This window comes from Kineosporia sp. A_224 (assembly GCF_002198655.1).
Classification (GTDB): domain Bacteria; phylum Actinomycetota; class Actinomycetes; order Actinomycetales; family Kineosporiaceae; genus R-H-3.
In genome coordinates this window covers 1-23,118 of record NZ_MWLN01000229.1, presented here as the reverse complement: position 1 = coordinate 23,118, position 23,118 = coordinate 1, and the positions used below count along the sequence as shown (strand labels likewise).

22 protein-coding genes and 2 pseudogenes are annotated in these 23,118 nt (G+C 74.9%); 7 read left to right on the top strand and 17 right to left on the bottom strand.

The features are described 5' to 3' along the window. Positions 1–263: 263 nt before the first annotated feature. Positions 264–2,102 carry an HNH endonuclease signature motif containing protein gene (locus tag EDJALFJO_RS30885; RefSeq protein WP_088290378.1) on the top strand — a complete coding sequence of 613 codons (1,839 nt, stop codon included), beginning with the start codon at positions 264–266 and terminating at the stop codon, positions 2,100–2,102. A 39-nt stretch (positions 2,103–2,141) separates the two neighbouring features. Here the strand turns inward: EDJALFJO_RS30885 and EDJALFJO_RS30880 are convergent, their stop codons facing one another. From EDJALFJO_RS30880 to EDJALFJO_RS30865, 4 genes are all read right to left on the bottom strand, one after another. Then, a complete protein-coding gene (locus EDJALFJO_RS30880; protein WP_143448889.1) occupies positions 2,142–2,570 on the bottom strand; it encodes a hypothetical protein in 429 nt (142 codons plus the stop codon). After that, complete coding sequence (locus EDJALFJO_RS30875; RefSeq protein ID WP_143448888.1) at positions 2,567–3,658, bottom strand: IS630 family transposase; 1,092 nt, start codon at positions 3,656–3,658, stop codon at positions 2,567–2,569. Before EDJALFJO_RS30875 ends, EDJALFJO_RS30880 begins: the two co-directional genes overlap by 4 nt. A 77-nt stretch (positions 3,659–3,735) precedes the next feature. Continuing rightward, a complete protein-coding gene (locus EDJALFJO_RS30870; RefSeq protein WP_088290374.1) occupies positions 3,736–4,215 on the bottom strand; it encodes a hypothetical protein in 480 nt (159 codons plus the stop codon). 83 nt (positions 4,216–4,298) lie between these two features. Then, positions 4,299–4,703: a GNAT family N-acetyltransferase gene (locus EDJALFJO_RS30865; protein WP_088290372.1), complete on the bottom strand. Its 405-nt coding sequence runs from the start codon at positions 4,701–4,703 to the stop codon at positions 4,299–4,301. A gap of 272 nt (positions 4,704–4,975) precedes the next feature. Here EDJALFJO_RS30865 and EDJALFJO_RS30860 point away from each other — a divergent pair, with 272 nt between their 5' ends. Further along, entirely contained in the window at positions 4,976–5,317 is a 342-nt protein-coding gene (locus EDJALFJO_RS30860) for a cupin domain-containing protein (protein WP_088290371.1), read from the top strand. 19 nt (positions 5,318–5,336) lie between these two features. On the opposite strand, the gene EDJALFJO_RS30855 is transcribed toward EDJALFJO_RS30860, so the two are convergent. The 9 genes from EDJALFJO_RS30855 to nadA all read right to left on the bottom strand — a co-directional run bounded on the left by EDJALFJO_RS30855 (position 5,337) and on the right by nadA (position 14,644). Beyond that, entirely contained in the window at positions 5,337–6,194 is an 858-nt protein-coding gene (locus tag EDJALFJO_RS30855) for a hypothetical protein (RefSeq protein ID WP_088290369.1), read from the bottom strand. Between the two features lie 79 nt (positions 6,195–6,273). Continuing rightward, on the bottom strand, positions 6,274–7,107 hold the full coding sequence (locus tag EDJALFJO_RS30850) for a GNAT family N-acetyltransferase (RefSeq protein ID WP_088290367.1): 834 nt from the start codon (positions 7,105–7,107) through the stop codon (positions 6,274–6,276). A gap of 14 nt (positions 7,108–7,121) precedes the next feature. Beyond that, the gene (gene rpe, locus EDJALFJO_RS30845) at positions 7,122–7,787 is read right to left on the bottom strand and encodes a ribulose-phosphate 3-epimerase (RefSeq protein ID WP_088290365.1); all 666 of its coding nucleotides are present in this window, start codon (positions 7,785–7,787) and stop codon (positions 7,122–7,124) included. Between the two features lie 59 nt (positions 7,788–7,846). Further along, a complete protein-coding gene (locus EDJALFJO_RS30840) occupies positions 7,847–9,421 on the bottom strand; it encodes an RsmB/NOP family class I SAM-dependent RNA methyltransferase (RefSeq protein ID WP_088290364.1) in 1,575 nt (524 codons plus the stop codon). Continuing rightward, a complete protein-coding gene (fmt, locus tag EDJALFJO_RS30835; protein WP_088290362.1) occupies positions 9,418–10,377 on the bottom strand; it encodes a methionyl-tRNA formyltransferase in 960 nt (319 codons plus the stop codon). The genes EDJALFJO_RS30840 and fmt overlap by 4 nt, the downstream gene beginning before the upstream one ends. Before the next feature lies 1 nt (position 10,378). Then, positions 10,379–10,921, bottom strand: a complete 543-nt coding sequence (def, locus tag EDJALFJO_RS30830; protein WP_088290360.1) for a peptide deformylase — start codon at positions 10,919–10,921, stop codon at positions 10,379–10,381. 32 nt (positions 10,922–10,953) lie between these two features. Then, positions 10,954–11,871, bottom strand: a complete 918-nt coding sequence (gene nadC, locus EDJALFJO_RS30825) for a carboxylating nicotinate-nucleotide diphosphorylase (protein ID WP_198950802.1) — start codon at positions 11,869–11,871, stop codon at positions 10,954–10,956. After that, positions 11,868–13,640 (bottom strand): L-aspartate oxidase, encoded by a 1,773-nt coding sequence (locus EDJALFJO_RS30820; protein ID WP_088290419.1) that lies wholly within the window; start codon positions 13,638–13,640, stop codon positions 11,868–11,870. Before EDJALFJO_RS30820 ends, nadC begins: the two co-directional genes overlap by 4 nt. A gap of 5 nt (positions 13,641–13,645) precedes the next feature. Then, positions 13,646–14,644 (bottom strand): quinolinate synthase NadA, encoded by a 999-nt coding sequence (gene nadA, locus EDJALFJO_RS30815; protein ID WP_088290358.1) that lies wholly within the window; start codon positions 14,642–14,644, stop codon positions 13,646–13,648. 117 nt (positions 14,645–14,761) lie between these two features. Between nadA and EDJALFJO_RS30810 the strand changes: the two genes are divergently transcribed. Further along, positions 14,762–15,496 carry an NUDIX domain-containing protein gene (locus EDJALFJO_RS30810; protein WP_369812590.1) on the top strand — a complete coding sequence of 245 codons (735 nt, stop codon included), beginning with the start codon at positions 14,762–14,764 and terminating at the stop codon, positions 15,494–15,496. A gap of 115 nt (positions 15,497–15,611) precedes the next feature. Here the strand turns inward: EDJALFJO_RS30810 and EDJALFJO_RS34690 are convergent, their stop codons facing one another. The 3 genes and pseudogenes from EDJALFJO_RS34690 to EDJALFJO_RS30800 all read right to left on the bottom strand — a co-directional run bounded on the left by EDJALFJO_RS34690 (position 15,612) and on the right by EDJALFJO_RS30800 (position 16,878). Further along, on the bottom strand, positions 15,612–15,914 hold the full coding sequence (locus EDJALFJO_RS34690; RefSeq protein WP_233150135.1) for a DUF4440 domain-containing protein: 303 nt from the start codon (positions 15,912–15,914) through the stop codon (positions 15,612–15,614). A gap of 284 nt (positions 15,915–16,198) precedes the next feature. Further along, positions 16,199–16,495, bottom strand: a pseudogene (locus EDJALFJO_RS36630) (AAA family ATPase); the annotation flags it as partial. Beyond that, the gene (locus EDJALFJO_RS30800; RefSeq protein ID WP_088290352.1) at positions 16,495–16,878 is read right to left on the bottom strand and encodes a hypothetical protein; all 384 of its coding nucleotides are present in this window, start codon (positions 16,876–16,878) and stop codon (positions 16,495–16,497) included. The pseudogene EDJALFJO_RS36630 and the gene EDJALFJO_RS30800, both read right to left, overlap by 1 nt. 164 nt (positions 16,879–17,042) lie before the next feature. On the opposite strand from EDJALFJO_RS30800, the gene EDJALFJO_RS30795 reads away from it, so the two are divergent. The 4 genes from EDJALFJO_RS30795 to EDJALFJO_RS30780 all read left to right on the top strand — a co-directional run bounded on the left by EDJALFJO_RS30795 (position 17,043) and on the right by EDJALFJO_RS30780 (position 22,935). Beyond that, on the top strand, positions 17,043–17,939 hold the full coding sequence (locus EDJALFJO_RS30795; protein ID WP_143448887.1) for a hypothetical protein: 897 nt from the start codon (positions 17,043–17,045) through the stop codon (positions 17,937–17,939). 140 nt (positions 17,940–18,079) lie between these two features. Beyond that, positions 18,080–18,598 (top strand): hypothetical protein, encoded by a 519-nt coding sequence (locus EDJALFJO_RS34685; protein WP_088290348.1) that lies wholly within the window; start codon positions 18,080–18,082, stop codon positions 18,596–18,598. 213 nt (positions 18,599–18,811) lie between these two features. After that, the gene (locus tag EDJALFJO_RS30785) at positions 18,812–22,348 is read left to right on the top strand and encodes an ABC transporter ATP-binding protein/permease (protein WP_088290345.1); all 3,537 of its coding nucleotides are present in this window, start codon (positions 18,812–18,814) and stop codon (positions 22,346–22,348) included. Between the two features lie 59 nt (positions 22,349–22,407). Continuing rightward, positions 22,408–22,935: a DUF4395 domain-containing protein gene (locus EDJALFJO_RS30780; protein WP_143448884.1), complete on the top strand. Its 528-nt coding sequence runs from the start codon at positions 22,408–22,410 to the stop codon at positions 22,933–22,935. On the opposite strand, the pseudogene EDJALFJO_RS34680 reads toward EDJALFJO_RS30780, so the two are convergent. Then, a pseudogene (locus tag EDJALFJO_RS34680) lies at positions 22,907–23,118 on the bottom strand (primosome assembly protein PriA); the annotation flags it as partial. The gene EDJALFJO_RS30780 and the pseudogene EDJALFJO_RS34680 overlap by 29 nt on opposite strands.

The following is a 23,118-nucleotide window of genomic DNA, read 5'->3' as shown; positions in this document are numbered from 1 at the left end:
CCGAGCATGGAACACGGTCCGGCCGACGCCTCGAGTGCGCGCGCACGGCCCCGAGCGTGGTGTCGATGACGCCGGCGAATCGACGGGCCTTGGAGGTCGCGGCGGCGTGGCCCGAGCTTCACGCCGGGGTCTGCGGGCTGCCCGCTGCACTGAGGACGATCGTCAGGGCACCGCTGGACTGTCGCTCGCGATCTGTTGCAACAGAAGGACATAGATTCGAACGCCTGTTCGATTATTGAGTCGATGTCCGATAGACTCGGATCATGACTCAGTGGCCCCCGACGCGGTCCGACGATGCGGGCGACATCGGTGACGACGACCTGCCGGCCGACCCGCTCGGTGGTGAGATCCGTTTGACTTCAGCCGATCTCGCGGACGATCCGGGCGAGGACGACGAGCTGCAGCAGGCGATCGTCGACGCTCACGCCGACCGGCTGATCGACGAGTGGTGGGCGGATCCGGTGGCGGCGCAGCGGGACTGGGACGCCGCGCTCGCCGCGCTGTACGCGCAGGTCGGTGCTGATGATCGGCGGGACGCGGTCGAGCGGCGGGCCTCGCTGGACGGTCTGCCTGGGGTGGGGTCGTTCACGGCAGGGCTCGAGGTCCTCACCGGTGCACCCGGGTGGACGCCGGCCCAGGCCGCGACCGAGGGGTTCGTCGACGTCCTGCAGGACGGTGCGATCTCCTTGGTGGCGGCCGCGCGCAGGCAGGAGAACCACGCCGTGTGGTTGCAGGTCGCCGGCGCGGAGAAGGTCGTCAGCGCCTGCACCGGGAACACCCCGTCACTGCCGCGGAGGACCCGCTCCGGGCGGCGGCTCATGGACGACGAGGACGTCCTGGTCGCCGGCGAGGTCGCGGTCGCGCTGGCGTGTGCCGCGGGGATCACCCGCAGCAGGGCCGACTTCCTGGTCGAAGCCGCAGGAGTGCTCATCGCCGACGCGAAGCTGCCGCTCACCGCGCAGTACCTGCGCGAGGGCCGGCTCGACTGGCCCCGGCTCCGCCTCGTCCTGTCCCGCACCCGTGCCCTGACCGCTGAAGCCGCGCAAGCCGTCGAGGAGCTCGTCTACGTGACTCGCGGGGTGCTGGACGGTGGGACCCGCCGGTTCGAGAACGCCTTGACTGCCGCGCTCCTGGCTGTCGATGCCGAGGCCGAGACCAAGCGGCGTGAACGCAACCGCAAGGGCCGCCGGGTCAGCGTCCAGACCACCGACGACGGCGCGGCCCTGTTCACCGCCGTGGGCCCCGGCGAGGCGATCACCGCGGCCTACAACGGCCTCGACGCCGCCGCCCGCTACCTCCGCGCCCACGGGGACCTCCGCACCCTGGAGCAGCTCCGCCACGACCTGTTCGTCAGCGGCTGCACCAGCGGTTACCTGCCCGTCCCCGCAGATGCCCTCCCGGTTCCGCCGGGGTGCGTCCCCGGTGACGGCACCGCCGGGGGCGCCGACAGGGGCGGCATGGAGACCAGCGACCGAGTCGATGCTCACGATCGTCCGACCGAGAGCATCGACGAGGCGTCGGTACCCGAGTGGTTCACCACCACCTGGCCCGAGGTCCAGGTCGCGGTCAACGTCACCCTGACCGCCGAGACGCTCATGGGTCTGGTCAACGACCCCGGCACCCTGCAGGGCTACGGGCCGATCCCCGCCGACGCGATCCGTGACCTGGTCAAGAACGGTGTCTTCCGGTGCCTGGTCGTCGACGGTGAGCACGGCACGGTGCTCGGGGTCGGGAAGAACACGTTCAGCCCCGGGTACGTCGCGAGCGAACGCCTCAAGCTGCTCATCGAGCACGCCGCCCCGACCTGCACCGGACCGCACTGCGTGAGGCCTTCCTGGCGCTGCGATCTCGACCACGCGAAGCCCTACGCGCGCGGCGGTTCTACGTGCAGCTGCAATGTGAACCCGCTCTGCCGACCCTGCCATCGGCTCAAGACCGCCGGGCTGCTGGTGCCGGAACAACGCGACGATCCCGACGCCCCACCCGGCACCACCACCTGGACGACCCGCACCGGACGCGCCTACACCGCACTCCCGCACGCCCCGCTGCCGCGGCCCGCGACGATCGCGTCCCCCGCAACGGACGACCCGCCGCCCTTCTAGTGGCGTGTCTCAGCGGCGACGTCAGTGTTGCCGTCGAGGTCACGTGTGGGCGGGCGGGAGCTGCTCGGCTGAAAGTTGGTCGAGAACGTCGCGGAGCTCGGGGAGTTCGTTGGCGATCTGCTTCTTGGCGGCGTAGCTCTCGGCTTCGACGATCGCCTGTTCGAGCAGGCCAACCAAGGTCGCTCTGGGGTTTGCGGTGAGCTCATGCTGAACGGCTGCCTGAACGACCAGCAGCGACTTTGACATGCTGAACCGGCCTGTCCGCACACCTTGGAACTCGTTCGGGGCCAGGCGGCCGTCGACGTGGAAGACGACGTTGACGCACAGCGGGCTGGCGACGCCGGCGGACAGTGCCCGCGTCTCGAGGGAGAGCGAGCCGATCGTTCGGCTCCAGGTCATGCTCTGGGTGTCGGAGTCTCCCAGGACGGCCCCGAGAGTGAGTGCGGGCATGACCACCGGGTCGGTCATCGTGTGGTCTCCCGTTGCTGCCTGGTCGCCTTGGCGAGGATGGTGTCGGCGTCCTTGGTCCAGATGAACGGCTGGCAGCGTTCGTTCCAGGCGTCGATGTAGGTACCGATCGCGGTCTCGAGGTCGGCCACCGATGCGAATGTGCCGCGCCGGAGGGCTTGCCTGGTGATGATCCCGAAGAAGACCTCGACCAGGTTCAGCCAGGAGCCCGAAGTCGGGGTGAAGTGCAGGGTGACCCTGGGGTTCTTGGCCAGCCAGGCGTTGACCTTCGGGTGCTTGTGGCTGCCGTAGTTGTCGACCACGACGTGGAGCCGGCGACGTGGGTAGGCCTTGGCGACCTGCCGCAGGAACGTCAGGAACTCCTGGTGACGGTGCCGCGGGAAGCGGGCGTCGGTGACCCTCCCGGTAGCGACCTCCAACGCCGCGAACAGGGTCGTAGTGCCGTGCCGGACGTAGTCGTGGGTCCGCGTGGCGGGCAGGCCCGGCCGCAGCGGCAGGATCGGTGCGGTCCGGTCCAGTGCCTGGATCTGCGACTTCTCATCGACGCAGAGCACGACGGCGCGCTCGGGCGGGTCCAGGTAGAGGCCGACGATGTCGCGGATCTTGGCTTCCAGCAGCGGGTCGGTGGAGAACTTGAAGGTCCCGAACCGGTGCGGCTGGATCCCGAAGGCCTTCCACACCCGCGCCACGCTCGCATGCGACACCGGCCGACCGTCACGACGCAGCCGGTCGGCGAGCAATCTGCTGGACCACTGCGTGATCCCCAGCTCGGCAGGCGGCTTGGTCAACGTGATGGCCAGGATCTCGTCCCGGACCGTCTGCGGGATCGTCGCCGGCTTACCCGACCGTGGTTCGTCGGCCAGACCCGACAGACCCTGTTCGGCGAACCGTGACCGCCACCGGATCACTGTCGGCTCTGAGCAACCTACCCGTTCGGCGATCTGTACCCCGGACAGGCCCTCAGCCGCGAGCAGCACAATCCTGGCCCGCTCGACCTCCCGCGCCGGCAACCCCTCAGCCCGGACGCGCCGACGCAACTCCGTCCTCGCAGGCTCCGACAGCAACACCGTCCGCACCGCGTTCGCCATGCTCGACTATCGCAGGCCCAACACTGACAGGACTACTGCGACACGACACTAGTGGTCCACGTCGACGGCTCCTCTTGCTACCCCTCGTAGAAGCCGGAGCGGCGGCCGGCGAACTGGCGCTGGGCGAACCGTTCGCCCCACGCGGGGGTGAACGGCCGATCGGGGTGGACCTCGTTGAGAGCCGCGAGGAACTGGGGCCAGCCGTTGCCGTCGGTGAGGACCCACAGCCGGCCGCCGCTGCGCAGCCTCAGCCAGCCGAATCCGGGGATCAGGTTGCCGTTGCCGTCGAGGTCGGCCACGGCGAGCTCACGCCGACGGAGGACCGCTCGCCAGACGACCCGGTCACCTACGACGTCCACCGTGTGTGCCATGAGCCAGAGGAACCAGACGCCGTTCCAGGTGAGCACCACGACGAACATGGCCACGAAGCCTGCGGGCTCCGTGCCGCGGACGGCAGAGACGACCATGCTCACGGCGACGACGGCCATGGCGCCGAGGCCGATCGGCAGCGACCACTGCTGCCGCGTGTTCCGGAACCCGAACACCTTCTCGGACATCGGCCACCTCCTCCTCGTCACGTCTGACGGCCGGTGCCTGGCACCGGCTCCGTCCATCAGCGTGGCTGCGCCGGGAGCAGTGCTCAGAGTCGCATCACCCCCGCCTGAGCCGGCTCGAAACCGCACGCGGAGAGGTAGAACGGGGCCAGGTCCGGGGTGAAGTCGACGTGGAGCCACTCGCAGCCGGCCGCCCGGACGTTCGTCTCGGCGACGTCGACGACGGCACGCCCGACGCCCTGGTGCCGCCTCCGGCGGGCGACCATGACGTCCTGCAGCCAGGCGTGCGCGAGACCGTCCCAGAGCACGTTGACGAACCCGACCAGACCGTGGGCATCGCGTGCTGTCACCCAGCCGAGGCTGTGGGCCGTCACGAGGCGCTGCCAGTCCCACTCGTCGTCGCTGAACACCTCCGTCCCGAACGCCTCGGCGTGCAGCGTGTTGACCGCGGCGTTGGTGAACTCGCCGCGCCAGGTGAAGGTCAGGTCCATCGCGTCACTGTGGCAGCGGTCACCCGCGGGACCAAGCTCTTCGACCGCCCCGCGCCTGGCCGGAACGCCTCCGACGTCGGCCACGGCTGCGGGAGGACCGCACGGTTCTGCGGCCTGCCCGGCGGCGGCTCGGACCGGGCTGGTGCGCGCCCGGGCCACCGGGGTATCCAGACCGGTGCACCGACCGGGCACACCATCCGTCTCGAGGCACGCAGTCGCAGGCATCGAGTCGCAGGCATCGAGCCGATCGCAGAGAGCAGAGAGGACCACCCATGGACGACGAGGGCACGACCCACGAGACGAAGGGCGTCACCGTCGAGTTGCTGGGAACGGTCGACCTGGGCCCCGAGATCGAGGGCATGGCCGGCCGCCGGCTCCGGATGCGGAAGGTGACGATCGCGCCCGGTGGCGTCTTCGGCCCGCTGCACGACCACGCAGGCAGACCCGGCGTCGTCTATGTGCTCCAAGGGACGGTCACCGACCACCGGGACGGCGTCACGACGAAGTACGGGCCCGGTCCGGGCTGGCCCGAGGACCGGGACACCCTCCACTGGCTCGAGAACACCGGGATCGTCGCAGCCGTAGAGATCTCGGTCGACATCGTCGACGCGTAGCTCCCCGACGGCGCGGCCGTCATACCGCGACGAGGACCGCCCCGAGCGCCACGAGCCCGGCCCCGACCCACACCGTCCGCGGCCGCGGCCCCGGCGTGAGCGCGACCGCGAGCAGCACCGAGGCCTCGCGCAGCGTCGCGACCCGGCCGGCGTCGGCACGCTGGAAGGCGAGCAGCACCAGCAGGTACGCGAGGACGACGCCGAGCCCGACGAGCGCCCCGGTCCGCAGCGCCGCCCGGAGCCTGGCCCACGACCGCAGGGCCACGGCGAGGAAGAACCCCTGGAGGAACAGCGTCACCGCCAGGTAGCCCGCCGCGGAGAGCGGTGTCGTGTCGCCGGCCGCGGCGGCGAGCCGGCGGACCGCCGCCGCGTCCATGACGCTGTACGTCGCGATCGCGACGCCGACCCCGAACGCCCAGCCCAGCGACGCGTGCTCCCCCAGCCCGCGGGCGACGCCCGCGACGAGCACGAGCCCCGCGGCGAGGGCCACCGCACCGGCCACGGCGGCGGGGGCCGGGGCCTGGCCCAGCAGCAGCCAGGCACCGGCGGTGACGAGCAGCGGCGCCGTCCCCCGGCCGACCGGGTACGTCACGGCGAGCGACCCGCGCCGGTACGCGGCGGCGAGCAGCCCGCAGTACACCGCCTCGGCCACCCCGGAGAGCAACGCGAGGCCCCACACGGACGCCGGCCAGCCGCCACCTGCAGCCAGGCCACCGACCGGCGGCTGCAGCACGAGTGCCGGCGAGAGCACCGCCGCCCCGGCGAACCCGGCCACCGACAGCACCGCGACCCGGTCCTCGATGCCGTGCACGAGGCGGTTCCACAGGGCGTGGGCCACGGCGGCCGCGAGGACGAGCGCGAGAGCGGTCGCGCTCACCGCCGGTCCCCCGGCAACCCCGCACCCGGCACGCCCGCAGGTACCCGCCGTCCGCCAACCGCTCCGCAGGTCCGCCGCGTCACAGCGTCGGCAGCACCAGCCGCCCCGCGGCGTCGCGCCGCAGCTCGACCGCCTCGGTGACGGCGGCGACCGGCACCGGGCCGTAGACGTGCGGGTACACCTCGTCGGAGCCCGGCGCCGGCTCGACCCGGACCGTCCCGCCGAGCCGTGACCGGTCGACGACGAGCAGCACGAGCGGTGCGTCGACCCCGGCGTAGTGCCGGGCCGCCGTCGCCGCGACCTGCTGCGCGAACGACGCGTGGACGAACCCGACCTCGTCGAGGCTGTGCCCGATCGTCGAGACCCGGTACTCGCCCGCGCGGCAGGCCCGGTCCCAGTCCTCCCGCAGCGCGATGTGGAACAGCCGCTTCGGGCCCCGCGCGAGCCCGACGACGAGCGCCGCGGCAGCACCGCGCCCCGTCCACGCGACGATCTCGTCGTCCCCCTCGTCGAGGCCGCGCAGGCTCCCGGAGATCTCCCAGCCCTGCCCGACGACCAGCGCCCGCATCGCGACGTTCGAGCGGTTGGTCGACGTGAAGACCCGCTCGCTCACCCCGGCCCCGACGGCCGCGGCGAGCAGCGCCGAGCCGACGCCCTGCCGGCGCGCGGCAGGCGCGACGACGAGCAGGTCGACGAAGTCGCGCCCGAAGAAGTGCCCGTGTCGCAGGACGACGAAGCCCGCGAGCCGCGGTCCCTCACCGGCCGGGGCCACGAGGCAGAGGTTGTCCCGCCGGCCGTGGAGCGCGTCCTCGACGAGCGTCGCGCGCGGGACGTCGGCCCCGCGTGCCAGCGGGTCGACCTCGCCGATGGCCGGGGCGTCGTCCGGGGTCGCCGGGCGGATCCGGGTGGGCACGCCTCTCCCGCCGCTCAGTGCGCGCAGGCCGCGGCCGCGAGCTCACGCAGCCGTTTGATCTGGCCGGCCGCGTCGTCCGCGCCGTAGACCGCGGACCCCGCGACGAACACGTCCGCCCCGGCGTCGGCGCAGCGCTCGATGGTGGCCTCCGACACCCCGCCGTCGACCTGCAGCCACACGTCGAGGCCCGACGACGCGATCGCCTCCCGGGTCCGCCGGATCTTCGGCAGGCACACGTCGAGGAACGGCTGCCCGCCGAAGCCGGGCTCCACGGTCATGACGAGGATCATGTCGAACTCGGGCAGCAGGTCGAGGTACGGCTCGATCGGCGTCGCCGGCTTGAGCCCGAGGCCGGCCCGGACGCCGAGCGCCCGCAGCTCGCGGGCGAGCCGGACGGGCGCGGCCGCCGCCTCCGCATGGAACGTCACGCTCCGCGCGCCGGCATCGGCGTAGGCGGGTGCCCAGCGGTCCGGGTCCTCGATCATGAGGTGGGTGTCGACCGGGATCGGGGACACCTTCACGAGCGCCTCGACGACCGGGGCGCCGAGCGTGAGGTTCGGGACGAAGTGGTTGTCCATGACGTCGACGTGCGCCCAGTCGGCGTCGGCGATGCGGTCCAGCTCCTCCGCCAGACGTGCGAAGTCGGCGGACAGGATGCTCGGGGAGATCTGCAGGGCCACGCCGGGAGCCTACCGGCGGCGCCCGCCGGGGCTCCCCGACCCTCGAGGCACCTGGCGGGTCAGTCCGTCCGGCGCAGCAGCGCGACGAACATCGCGTCGGTGCCCTGCACGTCGGGCCAGAGCTGGACGGCGGGACCGGGCCCGGCGTCGGACAGCCGGCCCTGCGTCACCTCGGCGAGCACGCCGCGGGCGTCGAGCCGCTCGACGTCGCTGCGCTTGCGGACCACGTCGTCGACGACGAGACCGGTCTCGGCCGGGTGCGGCGAGCAGGTCACGTACGCGACGACACCCCCGGGCCGGACGGCGGCCAGCGCGGCCCGGAGCAGGTCACGCTGGAGCGGGGCGAGACCGGCGAGGTCGGCCGGGGTGCGCCGCCAGCGGGCCTCGGGTCGGCGGCGCAGCGCCCCCAGCCCGGTGCACGGGGCGTCGACGAGGACCCGGTCGTAGAGGTCCAGCTCCTCGTCGGCGAGCTCCCGACCGTCCCCGAGCCGGACGTCGACCGCCCCCGGCCAGCGCCGGACGACGGCCGCCACCGAACCGCGGACGAGCTCGCAGCGGTGCGGCGTCACCTCGTTCGCGACGAGCCGCGCCCCGGCCGGCAGGTCGCCGGCCTCCCGGCGACTGCCGAGCAGCGCCCCGAGGACGGCCGACTTGCCGCCCGGGCCGGCGCACAGGTCGAGCCAGCGGCCGCCGTCCGGGCCGTCGAGCGGCGCCGACGCGAGGGCGAGCGCGACGAGCTGGCTGCCCTCGTCCTGGACCCGGGCCCGGCCGTCGCGGACCGCCTTGACGTCCGCGGGGACGCCCGTCATCGGCACCGCGTACGGCGAGTACGGCTCCCGCGCAGGCGTCGCGGCAGGGTGCGCCGCACCGCTTTCCGGCGCGTCGTCGGCGGCCCCGGGCAGCTGGGCCCGGAGCTCGTCGGTCGTCACGAGCCCCGGCAGCGCCGCGAGCGTGACGACGGGGCGCGCGTTGTCGGCGGCGAGCACGGGCTCGAGGTCCGCGGCGTCCCGCCCGTTGAACCGCAACGCGTCCCGCAGGGCACGCACGATCCACACCGGGTGCGAGTACCGGACGCCGAGCGCACCGTCCGGGTCGGCCGCGGCAGCCTCGGGCCCGGCGACCTGGTCGAGCCAGGTGTCGAGGTCCTGCAGCGCGAGCTTGCGGAGCACTGCGTTCGCGAAACCCGCTGCGCCCTGGCCGATCTCGGACCGCACGAGGTCGACGGTCGCGTCGACCGCGGCGTGCGCGGGCACCCGCATCCCGAGGAGCTGGTGCGCCCCGAGCCGGAGCGCGTCGAGGACCGCGGGGTCGACGTCCGTGAGCGGCCGGTCGACGCACGCGGCGAGGACGGCGTCGTACGTGCCACGCCCGCGCAGCGTGCCGTAGGCGAGCTCGGTCGCGAAGCCGGCGTCCCGGCCGTGCAGCTTCGCCTCGCGCAGCAGCCGGGGCAGCACGAGGTTGGCGTACGCGTCGTCGGCCTGGACGGCGACGAGCGTCTCGAAGGCCACGACGCGGGCCGGGTCGACCTCGCGGCGCGCGACGTTACGGGTCTTGGCGCGGGCGGGCGCGGCGCCCGCACCGCGCGGGCCGCCGGACCTGCGGCCAGCCGGGCGCGGGCGTTCCTGGGGGCTCATGCGAAGACCTCTCCGGCGTCGATCCGCAGACCGCGCGCCCAGTCGGCCGCCGGCATCGGTCGCTTGCCCTGCGGCTGGACCAGCCCGAGCTTCACGACCCCTCCCCCTGTGACGACGTGCACGTCGCGCCGCCCGACGACGAGCGTGCCCGGGCGGGCACCGCCGTCGGCCGGGTCGGGCGCGTCGGCGGGTGCCTGCTCCTGCGGCACCGGCGACACGGGTCCGAGCTTGACGCGCTCGCCGCGCAGCGTCGTCCAGGCGCCCGGCTCCGGCGAGCAGCCACGGACCCGGCGGTCGACGACGAAGGCCGGCAGCGACCAGTCGACGCGGGCCTCCTCGACGCTCACCTTGGGTGCCAGGCTCACGCCGTCCCCGATCTGCGGCACCGCGGTGAGCGAGCCGTCCTCGATGCCGTCGAGCGTCGCGACGAGCAGCCCGGCACCGGCCTGCGCGAGCCGGCCGAGCAGGTCCCCGGAGGTGTCGCGCGGCCGGACGGTCTCGGTGAGGACGCCGTACACCGGCCCGGTGTCGAGGCCCTCCTCGAGGAGGAACGTCGACGCCCCGGTCACCGGGTCGCCGGCCATCACCGCGCGCTGCACGGGGGCGGCGCCGCGCCACGCCGGCAGCAGCGAGAAGTGCAGGTTGACCCAGCCGTGCTTCGGGACGTCGAGCACCGGCCGCGGCACGAGCGCGCCGTAGGCGACGACCGGGCAGCAGTCCGGGAGGAGCTCCCGGAGCGCGTCGAGGAACTCCGGCTCCGACGGCCTGCGCGGGGCGAGGACCGGCACGTCGTGCGCATCAGCCCACCGGCCGACGTCCGACCGGACGACCTTGCGGCCGCGGCCGGCGGGGGCGTCCGGGCGGGTCACGACGGCGACGACCTCGTGGGACGACGCGGCGATCGCCTCGAGGGACGGGACGGCGACCGCGGGCGTGCCCGCGAAGACGACTCTCATCTCAGAGCGCGCGCCCGAAGGTGGCGTGCGGGCTCTGCTTGACGACCGGGGCCTGCCCGGCCCACTCGGCCTCGCGGATCGCCTTGAGGGCGAGCTTGCGCTGGTCGCGGTCCATCCGGTCGATGAAGAGGATGCCGTCGAGGTGGTCGGTCTCGTGCTGGATCGCCCGGGACAGCAGCTCGCTGCCCTCGATCGTCACCGGCTCCCCGTTCTCGTCGAAGCCCTTCGCGACGACGCGCAGCGCCCGCGGGGTGTCGTAGTAGATGCCGGGGAAGGACAGGCAGCCCTCCTCGCCGTCCTGGAGGTCCTCCGACAGGTCGAGGTCGGGGTTGATGAGGTGCCCGAGGGTGCCGTCCACGTAGTACGTGAACACCCGCAGGCCGACGCCGATCTGCGGGGCCGCGAGGCCGGCGCCCGGCGCCTCCATCATCGTGTCCTGCAGGTCCTTGACGAGGATCCGGAGCTCCTTGTCGAAGTCCTTCACCGGTTGGGCCTTCTCCCGGAGCACCGGGTCCCCGAACAGGCGGATGGGCTTGATCGACACGAACGCTCCTCGTCAGACGGTAGGCCCGCAGTCTACGGGCGCGCGGCGGGCTCCCTGAGGTCGAGGCCGATGTCGAGGACCGGCGCCGAGTGGGTCAGGGCACCGACGGCGAGGAAGTCGACCCCCGTGAGCGCGACCGCGCGCGCCCGGTCGAGGCTCAGCGAGCCGCTCGACTCGGTCCGCGCCCCCGCCGCCCGGGCGATCTCGACGGCGGCCCGGGTCGTCGCGAGGTCCATGTTGTCGAGCAGGACGAGCGTCGCCCCGGCGGCCACCGCCTCGACGACCTGATCGAGGGTGTCGCACTCGACCTCGCACACGACGTCCGGGTGCACGGCGCGGACGGCGGCCAGCGCCGCGGTCACGGACCCGGCGGCGAGGACGTGGTTGTCCTTGACGAGGGCCTGGTCGGCCAGCCCCATCCGGTGGTTGCTGCCGCCGCCGCAGCGGACGGCGTACTTCTGGGCGGCACGCATCCCGGGGACCGTCTTGCGGGTGTCGCGGACGACGGCGCCCGTGCCCCCGACCGCCTCGACCCAGGCGGCCGTGAGCGTCGCGACCCCGGAGAGCTGGCCGACGAGGTTGAGCGCGCTGCGCTCCCCGGTGAGGACCGCCCGCGCCGGGCCGGTGACCGTGAGCAGCACGTCGCCCGGCACGACCCGGGAGCCGTCGGCGACGTGCTCGACGACCGCGTCCCGGGCCTGCTCCGGCGTCAGGCCCGCGCCGGCGAGGACCTGCTCGAAGACGGCGCGGGCCACCGGCAGACCGGCGACGACCCCCGCGCGGCGGGCGACGAGGTCTCCGGTCGCGACGGCCTGCGCGGCCACCGTCGCCAGGGTCGTGATGTCGGTGCCGCCGGCAAGGTCCTCGTCGAGGGCGAGCGCCGCGAGCCGGCGGCACTCCTGCGGGGCGAGGGTCTGCGCAAGGGGCTGCGCAACGGTCTGCGGGCTCACGGCCGCACCTCCAGTCGGACGGTGCCCGGGGCGCCGGGCCCACGGGCGGGATCGGTCGGGTCTGCGGTCGGGTGCAGGCTCGCGACGACGGGGTGCCGCCAGGCGTCGTCGGGCGCGGTGACGTCGGTGCGCCGGTGGCACCCGCGGCTCTCCTCGCGCAGCAGGGCGGCGGCCACGAGCACGGAGGCGACGGCGTGCAGGTTCGTCGTCTCCCAGTCGGCGAGGCCGGGCACGCCGAGCGTGCCCGGGGCCGGGTGCACCAGGTCGGCGAGCAGCCCCGCCCGGGAGGCGAGGGCCTCCGGGTCGCGCAGGACGCCCGCGTCGCGGCTCATCCCCGCGGTGAGCGCCGCCCGGGCACCCGCCGGGACGAGCCCGCCGGCCGCCGTCCGCCCGTCGCCCGGCGCGGCCGTTGCGTCGGCGGACCGCCGGGGCGGCAGGTCGGCCCGCAGCAGGGCGGCGAGCCGGCGGCCGACGACGAGCGCCTCGAGGAGGCTGTTCGAGGCGAGCCGGTTCGCACCGTGGACGCCGGTCCGCGCGACCTCCCCGACGGCGAACAGCCCGGCGAGGCTGGTCCGGCCGGAGAGGTCGGCGACGACGCCGCCGCACGCGTAGTGCGCCGCCGGCAGGACCGGGACCGGCTCGGTGACCGGGTCGACGCCTGCGGCCCGGCAGGACGCGAGCACGGTCGGGAAGCGGCGTTCGAGAACCGCCGCGCCGAGGTGCCGGGCGTCGAGGAGCACGTGCCCGGCACCGGTGGCGGCGATCCGCTCGCCGATCGCCGCGGCGACGACGTCCCGCGGGGCGAGGTCGGCGAGCGGGTGCCGGCCGGCCATGAACCGGGTGCCCTCGGCGTCGAGCAGGACGGCCCCCTCGCCGCGGACGGCCTCGGAGACGAGCGGGCGCTGGGCGCCGGTCTGGCCGGGGCGACGGGCGGCGAGCGCCGTCGGGTGGAACTGGACGAACTCCGCGTCCGCGACGGCGGCCCCCGCCCGGACCGCGGCGGCGAGCCCGTCACCGGTCGCGACGGCCGGGTTCGTCGTCGAGTCGAAGACCTGGCCGTGGCCCCCCGAGGCGAGGACGACGGCCCGGGCCCCGACGCGGACGACCTCGCGGCAGCCGCCGTCCGCCCCGAGCCCGGCGAGCAGCGCGCCGACGACCGTGCCGTCGTCCGCGGTGAGCAGGTCCAGGAGGAAGGTGCGCTCGTGCACCCGGACCGCGCCCGTGCCGAGCACCGCGGACTGCAGCGTGCGCTGCACCTCGAGCCCGGTCGCGTCGCCGCCGGCGTGGATGATCCGGGAGCGGCTGTGGCCGCCCTCACGGGTCCACGCGAGGGTGCCGTCGGCGTCGGTGTCGAACCGGGCGCCGGCCGCGAGCAGGGCTCCGACCGCCACCGGGGCCTCGGCGACGAGGGCCGAGACAGCCGCCTCGTCGGCGAGGCCGGCCCCGGCGGCCAGGGTGTCGGCGACGTGCAGCGCCGGGGCGTCGTCCGGTGCGCCCCCGGTCGCGATCCCGCCCTGCGCCCAGGGCGTGCTGCCCTCGCCGACGGACGCCTTCGTCACGAGGTCGACCCGCAGGCCGCTGCCCGCCAGCCCGTGGGCGACGGCGAGGCCGGCGATCCCGGTGCCGACGACGAGGACGTCGGTCTCGAGCGCCGCGGTCGCCGCCGGCGCGGCGAGCCGGGCGACGACCGGTGCGGACGCCGTCCGCCCGACGACCGGACGCACCTGCCGGGCCCGGCCGAACCGCTGAACGGGGACGGTCGCGGCCATCGCGCTCACTCCCCGCCCGCGGCCGGCGAGCCGATGGCGATCATCCGCTCGACGGCGAGCCGGGCCTTCGCCGCGACCGCGAGGTCGACCTCGACGACGTCCCGGCCCTCCCGCAGCGCTCTGAGCAGGTTCTCCGGCGTCGTCATCTTCATGTAGGGGCAGACCGCCCGGTCGCTCACGGCCTCGAAGACCGTGCCCGGGTTGGCCCGCCGGAGCTGGTGGAGCATGCCGGTCTCGGTCGCGACGAGCACCCGGCCCGCACCGGTACGCCGGGCGGCGTCCACCATCCCGCCGGTCGAGACGATCCGGACCCGGTCCTTCGCCACGGCACCGCTCGCGACGAGGCTCAGCGCGGACGTCGCGCACGCGCACTCGGGGTGCACGAGGACGTCGGCGTCCGGCTCGGCCTCGACCCGGGCGCGCAGGACGTCCCCGCCGATCCCCTCGTGGACGTGGCACTGGCCCTGCCAGATCTCCATGTCCGCGCGGCCGGTGACCCGCTTGACGTGCTCACCGAGGTGCCGGTCGGGCAGGAAGAGGATCTTCCGGCCGGCGGGCACGGAGCGGACGACGTCCGCCGCGTTGGACGACGTGCAGCAGATGTCGCTCTCGGCCTTCACCGCGGCGCTCGTGTTGACGTACGCGACGACGACCGCCCCCGGGTGCAGTGCCTTCCAGGCGCGCAGCTCCTCGACGTGGATCGTGTCGGCGAGCGAGCAGCCGGCGGCGGCGTCCGGGATCAGGACGGTCTTGTCCGGGCTGAGGATCTTCGCGGTCTCGGCCATGAAGTGGACGCCGCAGAAGACGATCTCGCGGTTCGGCGCGGTCGCCGCGACCCGGGACAGCGCGAGCGAGTCCCCCACGTGGTCGGCGACGTCCTGGATCTCGGGGCGCACGTAGTTGTGCGCGAGGATCAGCGCGTCCCGCCGGGCCGCGAGCTCGCGGACCTCCCGGAACCACTGCTCGGTGGCACTGCCGGACGTCGTGGCGCTCGCCTGGCTCATGGGTCCTCCGTCGTTCCCGGCGCGGTCCTGACGACCAGGTTTCCGCCTGCCGGACGCTCTGGTTATCGACTGGTCGTCGATAACTGATGGGAGGACGATAACATGAGCCCCGTGAGCCTGAGCCGACCGCCCGAGCCCGGACCGCCCGACGTGACGCACGGAACAGCGCAGCCGTCGCGGCACGAGGTGCTCGGCGTGGTGCTCCAGGTGCGGGACGACGTCCTGCACGTCCTGCTGTGGCGCCGGGCGCTCGCCCCGCACGCCGGGCGCTGGTCCCTGCCCGGCGGCACGCTCGGCCCGGCCGAGGACCTCCGCGAGTCGATCCGGCGCCAGCTCGCCGAGAAGGTCGACGTCCGCGAGCTCTCCCACCTCGAGCAGCTCGACAGCCGCGGCGCCCCCCGCCGCGTGCCCGGCGAGCGGGTCGTCGCGACGACCTATCTCGGGCTCGTCCCCGGCCACGCCGACCCGCACGTGCCCGCGGACACCCGATGGCACCCCGTCGACGCGCTCCCCCGGCTCGCGTTCGACCACGCGGACGTCGTCGGGGCCGGCCGCTCCCGCCTGCGGTCCAAGCTCTCGTACACGAACCTCGGCTTCGCCCTCGTACCGCCGACCTTCACCATGAGCGAGCTCGCCCGGTACTACCGCGCCTGCCTCGGCCACGAGGTCGACGTGACGAACCTGCAGCGCATCCTCGCCCGCCGCGACCAGATCGAGCCGACCGGCGACGTGCTCCGCTCGGGTCGTTCCGGCGGCCGGCCCGCGGCCGTGTACCGCTTCCGGCACCCGAGCCTCGAGGTCACCGACGCCTTCGCGGTGCTGCACCCGCCGCGCATCGCGACGCCGGGCTGAGGGGCGCTTCCACGACGGGTCACGAGCCGGGCATGACCACCTGGCGCGCAGCCCGGACGCCAGCGTGGAGACTCCACCACATCCCGCTGTAGCGAAGTTTCCGCGCTGGCGACGATCAGGCGGTCGGCGCGTGCGCGTGGCCGGCCACGCAGATCCATCCCGCTGCGCGGTCGGCGACCCAGGTCTGAGTGAGTCGCAGACGGAACGTCTGCCGGACGCCGTCGCGCTCGACGTCGTCGTCCACCTGCGCCACGACGACGGCCGTGCCGCCGGTCACGACCACCCGGGGGTCGTACAGCGTCTGGGCGTGCCACACCAGGCTGCCGTCGGTGTTGCCACGCACGTAGGTGTCACGGTCGAGCACCGCCCCACAGAACGTCGTCCACGTGAAGGCCGGGTGCAGCATCGCCCTGAGCACCGAAGGGTCCCCGGCGACGAGAGCGTCCGCACGGCGTCGCGCCGCGTCGAGGACCGCCTCGGCTGTCCCTGCGTCAGGGACGCACTCCGCCAGCACCCGGTCGACGAGAACCTCGACGCCGCCGGAGGTGTCGAGCAGCAGCCGCGGTCCGTCGCGGTCTCGTCCCAGGGCACGTACTCGCCCTGCGACGCCTGCTGCCAGGTCGGCACGGTGAGCCCGTCGAGGTCGCTCGTCCGGGCCTCGACCCGGCGCCGGTGCTCGGCGGCGTCCGCGGTCGTGAGCTCCACGACGACGAGCCGGGCGCCCGTCTCGGCCGCGAGGCCGCGCCAGCCCGACCTGGCCTGCGGCACCGGGTTCACGGCGTCCACGACGACCGGGGTCCCGACGCGCAGCGTCGACGCGGCCACCTCGTGCGCCACGGCGTAGCCGACGACCCCGACCGGCGGCTCGGCGAGGCCGCACCGGACGACGACCGCCTCGACGGCGTCCACCCTGAGCAGTGCAGCGCCGAGCCGGCCGGCGACCAGTCGGGAGAGCGTCGTCTTCCCGGTCCCCGGCCGGCCCGCGAGGACGACGAGCATCATGCGTCCGCCTGCCCGTCGGCCCGGGCCAGCGCGTCGCGGAGCAGGACGGCGAACCGCTCGACGCTGCCGCCGGCGGTCTCGAGCGCGTCCGGGTCGAGCAGCGTCACCCAGCCGCCGCCGTCCAGCCGGCCGACGACGACGGGCAGCACCGGCGTCGCGGCCACCAGCGCGGCGTCCCGCTCGTCCCGGTGCACGGCGCGCACCGGGACGGCGGACCCGGCGACGAGGGCGTCCCACTCCCGCTTGCGCCGCACCGGCGAGTGCGTGACGTCGCACAGCGCGCAGTGCCGCCGCCCGAGGAGCTTGCCGACGACGTAGGCGACCTCGCCCCGCAGGGTGTGGTCGGCGTCGTAGACCCCGACGACCTCGACGACAGTCATCCCAGCACCGTAGGCCCCGCGACGCAGGACGGCCCCCGGGGCCCGGCCACCGGTGGCCTTCGCCCCTGGCCGCGGCACGGCCCGCGTGATGGGCTGGAGGGACGAGGCGGCAGCGGACGGTGGCGCGTCGGCCCGTCCCGGGCTGCTCCCCGCGGGGGTGCGTCATGAGACGGACGTTCCGGACGACGGCCGCGGTCTGTGCGGTGCTCGTCATCGCTGCGTGCGGGACCGGCTCCGGGCCGGCGGGACCGGGCGCGTCGACCACCGGCCCACCCGGCGGCACGACGACGACCCCTCACAGCACAGTTCCGACCACGGCTCCGACCACACCTGCGGACGTCGGGCCGACCACCGCTGCGACGACCGCGACACCCGGTGCGTCCGCACAGCTGGCCCGGTTCTTCCGGGTCGTCGTGGCGGCCGACGCCCGGGTGCGGACCGTGGCCCGACGCGTCAACGAGGACTTCGGCCCCGACGTCGTCGACCCGTCGGACGCCGCCGCCCGCGCCGTGAGACGGCTCGACGTCACCGACGTCGCGCGGGCGATCCCCGCGGGGACCCCCGCCGAGCTCCAGCGGACGGCGCTGGGCCTCTACGCCAACCTCGTGTCCCGCCGGAACTCCCTCGTCCGGTTCACCGAGTACTCCGACTACGGCCCGCTGCGCCGGACCTCCGAGGAGGCCCGCGACATCCTCGGGTGCATGAAGAACGGGGCCACCCCGGCGGCGAACTTCGCCGCCGACCTCGCGGCCGCGCGCCGGCTCGCGGCCCGGACCCCGGCGTTCGCCGTCCTGGCCCCGTCGTCGCGGGCCGCCGCGGACGTCGCGATCCGCGCCGCCTACGTGGACATCGCGAACGGCGGCTGCGACACGTGCGGCGGGTGGGCGCCGCGCCCGGGTCCGTCGCTGCGGGTCGTCTGGGGCGAGGTGCCCGGCTGGGACGACGTGACCTTCGACGGCCGGGTCGGGCCCGCGAGCACCTTCGACGAGCTCGGCGGCATCGCCTTCACCGCGCGGTACCGGCAGGGCACGGGCTGGCGGGTCGAGCTCAACGCCTGCTGACCGCCGTCCGCACCGGCGCGGCCGTGACACTGCGTGCCGGGCCGTGCGGGGTACTAGCACGTTTGTCGTGTGGCAACATCTTCCATGATCACGAGAGTCTCCTCCGGGGCACAGCCCACGACCGGACGGAGATCCGACCCATGAGACGACCCCTCGTCGCCGCGGCACTGACCCTTGCCGCCGCGTGCGTCCTCGCTCCCGCCACCGCGATGGCGGCCTCGCCCAGCACCGGTGGCGGCGGTGGCAGTGGGGGCGGCGGCGGAACCGGTGGCGGAGGCGGCAGCAGCGCCGCGGCCATCGCCACCGTCGGCACGGTCCCGGCCTGCGACGGCGGCTCGGGCCTGGGCTTGACGCTGCGCAAGGGCTTCCAGAAGCGGGTCGAGATGGTCCTCACCGCGAACCCGACGATCCAGGGCGGCCGCTGGGAGGTGCACATCGACGACGTCACGCACGGCACGCCGATCCTCGGCATGGTCACCACGCTCGGGACGGGGTCCGGCCTGACGTTGACCTCGCTCGGCGCCTCGGTGCCGAAGGGCGCCAGCGACCTGCGCTTCGTCGCCACCCGGCGGGAGAACAGCTCGACCCTCGACACGGACGTCCCGCTCGGGCCGCTCCTCGAGACGTGCTCCGCCACTGTGACCGTGGTGGGCCGCTGACGCCCCCCACCTGAACGACGCACCATCCGGTGCAGCAGCCCCCGGGGCCGTGGAGCAGACTCGTCCACGGCCCCGGGGCAGCACCGCAGCAGCAGCGAAAACGACTTGAGCCGATCATGGTCCCGGCGGGAGCGTGGACGTGCCTGCGTCGCTCGACCCGACCACCTGGTCCGGGCCGGACGACAGGCACCACCCCCGACGGAAGGACCCCGCGTGCGCCTCCTGCGCGATCTGTGGGCCACCTCGCCGCGCTCGACCGCGGCGATCGCCTGCCTGATCGTCCTCGGCGCGATCGGGGAGGCGGCCGGTGCGGCCCTCGCCGGTCCGGTCCTCGTCGACCGGTCCACGATGCTCTTCCTCGTCCTCGCGGCCGCGCTCGTCCTCAAGGTCGCCGGCCAGGTCCTCGTCGGCCTCGTCGCGGCGGCGCTCACCGCCGACTGGTCGGCCGACGTCCGGCGCCGGCTCTGCCGCGTCGCGCTCCTGCAGCCGATGCCGGCGCTCGACGCGACCCCGGTCGGCGAGCTCCTCGACCGGATCGACGGCGACGTCTACCAGGTCGGCTCCGAGCTGCGCGGCTCCGGCGTCCGGCTCGCCCAGTCGGTGACCGGCGCTGTGCTCTCCGTCGTCGCGGCGACGCTCGTCTGGTGGCCGGCCGGGGTGACGATGCTCCTGCTCGTCGCCGCGCTCTCGCTCGCGCTGCGCCGCCGGATCGGCGCGATCGCCCCGGCCCGGATGTCCGAGGAGGAGGCCTGGTCCGACGTCGCCGCCGTCATGGAGGAGGGCATCCACGGCCAGGACGACGTCCGCACGACGCTCGCCCAGCCCTACGTCCTCAGCCTCTACGCGCGCCGTGCGAGCGAGGTGCTCTCGCGCGGCCGGACCGTCTGGCGGCTCTCGGCGCACGTCACGACGATCGCCTCGGTCGCCTCCCGGCTCGCCATCGCCGGTCTCGTCGTCGGCGGCGCCTGGGCCTTCGCGGCCGGGCGGGTGGACGGCGCCCGGCTCACCTCGGTCTGGCTGCTCGCCGTCTCCTTCGGCGTCACCGTCGAGCACGTCACCCGGATGCTCCCCGACCTGCAGAGCACGCTGGGCGCCTGGAGCAGGATCCAGCAGCTCGCCGGCTCCGAGCAGGAGCCGGTCGGCGGCCGGCCGCCCGTCGAGGGCGACCTCGAGGTCCGGCACCTCACTTTCCGGTACGCGGCCGGTGAGTCCGCCCGCGGGCCGGTGCTCGACGACGTCAGCCTGCACTTCGCCCGCGGCCGCTCCTACGCGCTCGTCGGGCGGACCGGCTCGGGCAAGTCGACCCTCGCGAAGGTCCTCACCCGCGCGGTCGACGTCCCCCGCGGCACCGTCCTGCTCGGCGGGCACGACCTCGTCGACCTCGACGTCGAGCTGCTGCGCCGCTGGGTCGCGCTCGTCCCGCAGCGCACCGAGATCCTCGCCGGGACGCTCGCCGAGAACGTCGCGCTCTTCGACCCCGCCCTGCTCGACCGGGCCGGGGCGGCGCTGTCCGAGCTCGGCCTCGACGCCTGGGTCGCCGAGCTGCCCGAGGGGCTCGGGACCCGGCTCGGGGACGGCGGGCACGTGCTGTCGGCCGGGCAGGAGCAGCTCGTCGCGTTCGCCCGGATCCTCGTCCGCGACCCGTACGTCGTCGTCCTCGACGAGGCGACGGCGCGGCTCGACCCGGCGACCGAGGTGCGCGTCCAGCAGGCGACCGAGCGGCTGCTCGCGGGGCGGATCGGCATCCTCATCGCGCACCGGCTCTCCACCGTGGCGCACTGCGACGACGTCGTCGTCCTCGGCGACGGCAAGGTCCTCGAGGCCACCGGGCTCGCCCGCTCGCGGCGCTTCGCCGAGCTCCTGGCGGCGGGCCGGCTCGACGACGAGGACGACGTCCCGGCCGAGCCGCTGCTCGTCGGCGGCCCGGACCTCCTCGACCCGCCGGGGACCGGCAGCACCGGCGCCACGCCGTCCGGCGGCGGCACCGCGCTCGCCGTCCGCGAGCCCCGGACCGGCGCCGTCCCGCAGCCGCGCCCGACGGCCAAGGCCGAGCCGCCACCGTTGCCCGACCCGCCGCCCGCCCGCACGCTGCGCGAGATCGTCCGCCTCGTCCTCAACGACAAGCGCTACGGCCTCGCGTCCGTCGGCGTCTGGACCGTCATGGTCGTCGTCGGCCTCGACGGCTCGGTGCTGCCCGTGCTCTGGGCCGGCATCGTCGACGGCACCGGGAGCGTCTTCTGGCCGGCCGCCGGGATCGTCACGGCGCTCGTCCTGCTCTCCCCGACGCCGTGGCTGACGAACCGCTGGTTCCCCGAGTGGTGGGTGCGGCAGATGCTCCGGATCGGGCTGCGGCTCGTCCAGGGCCAGACCGGGCCGCGCCGGGTCAGCGCGCACACCCCCGCCGAGGTCGTCGCCCAGGCCGGCGACACCGAACGCGTCGTCATGCTCGGCGACAACGTCATCGACACCGGCATCGCGCTGGCCGCGGCCGTCGCCATGACCCTCGTCGCGGGCACCCCGGTGCCGGCGATGTTCTTCCTCGGCACGATGGCCGTCTCCGGTCTCGCCGCGACGGCCTTCGGGCCGCGGCTGGCGCGCTCGGCCCGGCGGACCGTCGCCGCCCGCGCCGCCTTCGCGACGGCCCTCGTCTCGACGCTCTCCGCGGCCCGGACCGTCAAGCTGGCCGGCGCGACCGGCCCCGTGCTCGACCACCTGGCCCGGCTCGACGCCGACCGCAGCGAGCGCCAGCGCCGCGAGATCGCGACCCAGGTGTGGGCCCGCTCCACGCCGTCCGCGACGAGCGGCCTGCTGCCCATCGGCGCCTGGGCGCTCTACCTGGCGGGCGACCTGTCGGCGGCCGCGACCCTCGTCGCGGTGTCGACGCTCGCCGCGGCGAACTGGTTCGCGTGGACGACGGCCTCGCTCGTGTCCTCGATGCCCTCGGCCCGGGTGTGGACCCGGCGGACGGTCACGATGGCCGGGGTCGCGCAGTACTCGGCCCCCGTGCCCGGCGTCGACATCTCGGCCGGGACGGCGCCCGCCCCGGTGCCGGCGCCGCGCCGGCCGCTGCGCCGGCTCGACCTCGTCGGCTTCGGCGCTGTCCACGAGGACGGCACGGTCGGCGTCCGCGGCCTCGACCTCACGGTCCGCCGCGGCGAGCTCGTGCTCGTCGTCGGGCCGGTCGGCTCCGGCAAGTCGTCGCTGCTGCGGGCCCTCGCCGGCATCGTCCACCACGTCGGCGACCTGCGGTGGAACGGCGACCCCGTCGTCGACCCGGAGGCGTTCCTGCGGCCGAACCAGGTCGGTTATGTCGCCCAGCTCCCCCGGGTGCTCTCCGGCACGGTCGCGGACAACATCCGGCTCGGGCACGAGGTGGACCCGGTGGACGCCGTCTCGACCGCCCAGCTCGACCACGACCTCGCGGCGGCGGGCGGCGGCCTCGGCCTCGTCATCGGCCACAAGGGCACCCGGCTCTCGGGCGGCCAGCTCCAGAGGCTGGCGCTGGCCCGGGCGCTCGCACCGCAGACCGAGCTGCTCGTCGCGGACGACGTGTCGTCCGCGCTCGACGTGCAGACCGAGCTGGCGCTCTGGCAGGCCCTGCGCGACCACGGAGTGACGGTCGTCGGATCCACCTCCAAGCGCGCCGCGCTCGTCCGGGCCGACCGGGTCGTCGTCCTCCAGGGCGGCCGGGCCGTCGACCAGGGCACGTGGTCCGACCTCGAGGGCCGCTGGTCGCACCTCGCGGGCTGACGGCCCGCCGCTGAGCCCGCTGTGACGCCGTGCTGACGTCGCCGGGGTCCGATGTGCGGATGCAGCCGACCATCGCCGTCAGGCCATCGTCCCTCGTCGACGAGCGCACGGTCCGCGCCGCTGCCGGGCTCACGCTCGTGCTCGGTGCCGTCGCCTTCTTCGAGGCCCTCCTCGCGAAGGACTACCTGCCGCTGCGGATCGTCACGGCCTTCTTCGCGCTCGACTTCGCGCTGCGCGTCGCCGCCGGGCCGCAGCGGTCCCCGGTCGGCGCGGTCGCCGGGCTGCTGGTCCGGCGGCTGCCGCCGGAGCCGGTGTCGTTGCGCCCCAAGCGGTTCGCCTGGTCCCTCGGGCTGGGCATGTCGGTCGCCATGACCGGGATCACGAACGCCGGGGTCACGGGCTGGCTGCCGCGCGGCATCTGCCTGCTCTGCCTGACGCTCATGTGGCTCGAGGCCGTGCTCGGGGTCTGCCTGGGGTGCCAGGTGCACCGGTTGCTCGTGGCCCGCGGGATCGCCGCCCAGGACCCGGCCCTCGTGTGCGCCGACGGCGCGTGCGACCTCAGCCCAGGTCGTCCGGGTCGATCCTGACCCGGACGGCGCCCGGCTCGCGGCGCGCGCTGCGCACCGCGGCAGCGGCGTGCAGGGTCCGTGCGAGCTCGGCCCGGACGCCGCGAGGCGCACGGACGATGAGGCGCACGTGCTCCTCGGCGCCGTCGAGGGTCGGCGGGGCGACGGTCGCCGTCGCCCGCGCGGCCGGTGCCCGGTGCGCGC

Excerpts from the sequence above, each read along its gene's own strand:
- fmt (WP_088290362.1), bottom strand. The coding sequence starts at position 10,377 with ATGAGAGTCGTCTTCGCGGGCACGCCCGCGGTCGCCGTCCCGTCCCTC.
- EDJALFJO_RS30795 (WP_143448887.1), top strand. The coding sequence starts at position 17,043 with ATGAGACGGACGTTCCGGACGACGGCCGCGGTCTGTGCGGTGCTCGTC.
- EDJALFJO_RS34685 (WP_088290348.1), top strand. The coding sequence starts at position 18,080 with ATGAGACGACCCCTCGTCGCCGCGGCACTGACCCTTGCCGCCGCGTGC.
- EDJALFJO_RS30840 (WP_088290364.1), bottom strand. The coding sequence starts at position 9,421 with ATGAGCCCCCAGGAACGCCCGCGCCCGGCTGGCCGCAGGTCCGGCGGC.
- EDJALFJO_RS30860 (WP_088290371.1), top strand. The coding sequence starts at position 4,976 with ATGGACGACGAGGGCACGACCCACGAGACGAAGGGCGTCACCGTCGAG.
- nadA (WP_088290358.1), bottom strand. The coding sequence starts at position 14,644 with ATGAGCCAGGCGAGCGCCACGACGTCCGGCAGTGCCACCGAGCAGTGG.
- EDJALFJO_RS30800 (WP_088290352.1), bottom strand. The coding sequence starts at position 16,878 with ATGACTGTCGTCGAGGTCGTCGGGGTCTACGACGCCGACCACACCCTG.
- EDJALFJO_RS30880 (WP_143448889.1), bottom strand. The coding sequence starts at position 2,570 with ATGACCGACCCGGTGGTCATGCCCGCACTCACTCTCGGGGCCGTCCTG.
- EDJALFJO_RS30865 (WP_088290372.1), bottom strand. The coding sequence starts at position 4,703 with ATGGACCTGACCTTCACCTGGCGCGGCGAGTTCACCAACGCCGCGGTC.
- EDJALFJO_RS30885 (WP_088290378.1), top strand. The coding sequence starts at position 264 with ATGACTCAGTGGCCCCCGACGCGGTCCGACGATGCGGGCGACATCGGT.
- EDJALFJO_RS30870 (WP_088290374.1), bottom strand. The coding sequence starts at position 4,215 with ATGTCCGAGAAGGTGTTCGGGTTCCGGAACACGCGGCAGCAGTGGTCG.
- EDJALFJO_RS30820 (WP_088290419.1), bottom strand. The coding sequence starts at position 13,640 with ATGGCCGCGACCGTCCCCGTTCAGCGGTTCGGCCGGGCCCGGCAGGTG.
- EDJALFJO_RS30875 (WP_143448888.1), bottom strand. The coding sequence starts at position 3,658 with ATGGCGAACGCGGTGCGGACGGTGTTGCTGTCGGAGCCTGCGAGGACG.
- EDJALFJO_RS30780 (WP_143448884.1), top strand. The coding sequence starts at position 22,408 with ATGCAGCCGACCATCGCCGTCAGGCCATCGTCCCTCGTCGACGAGCGC.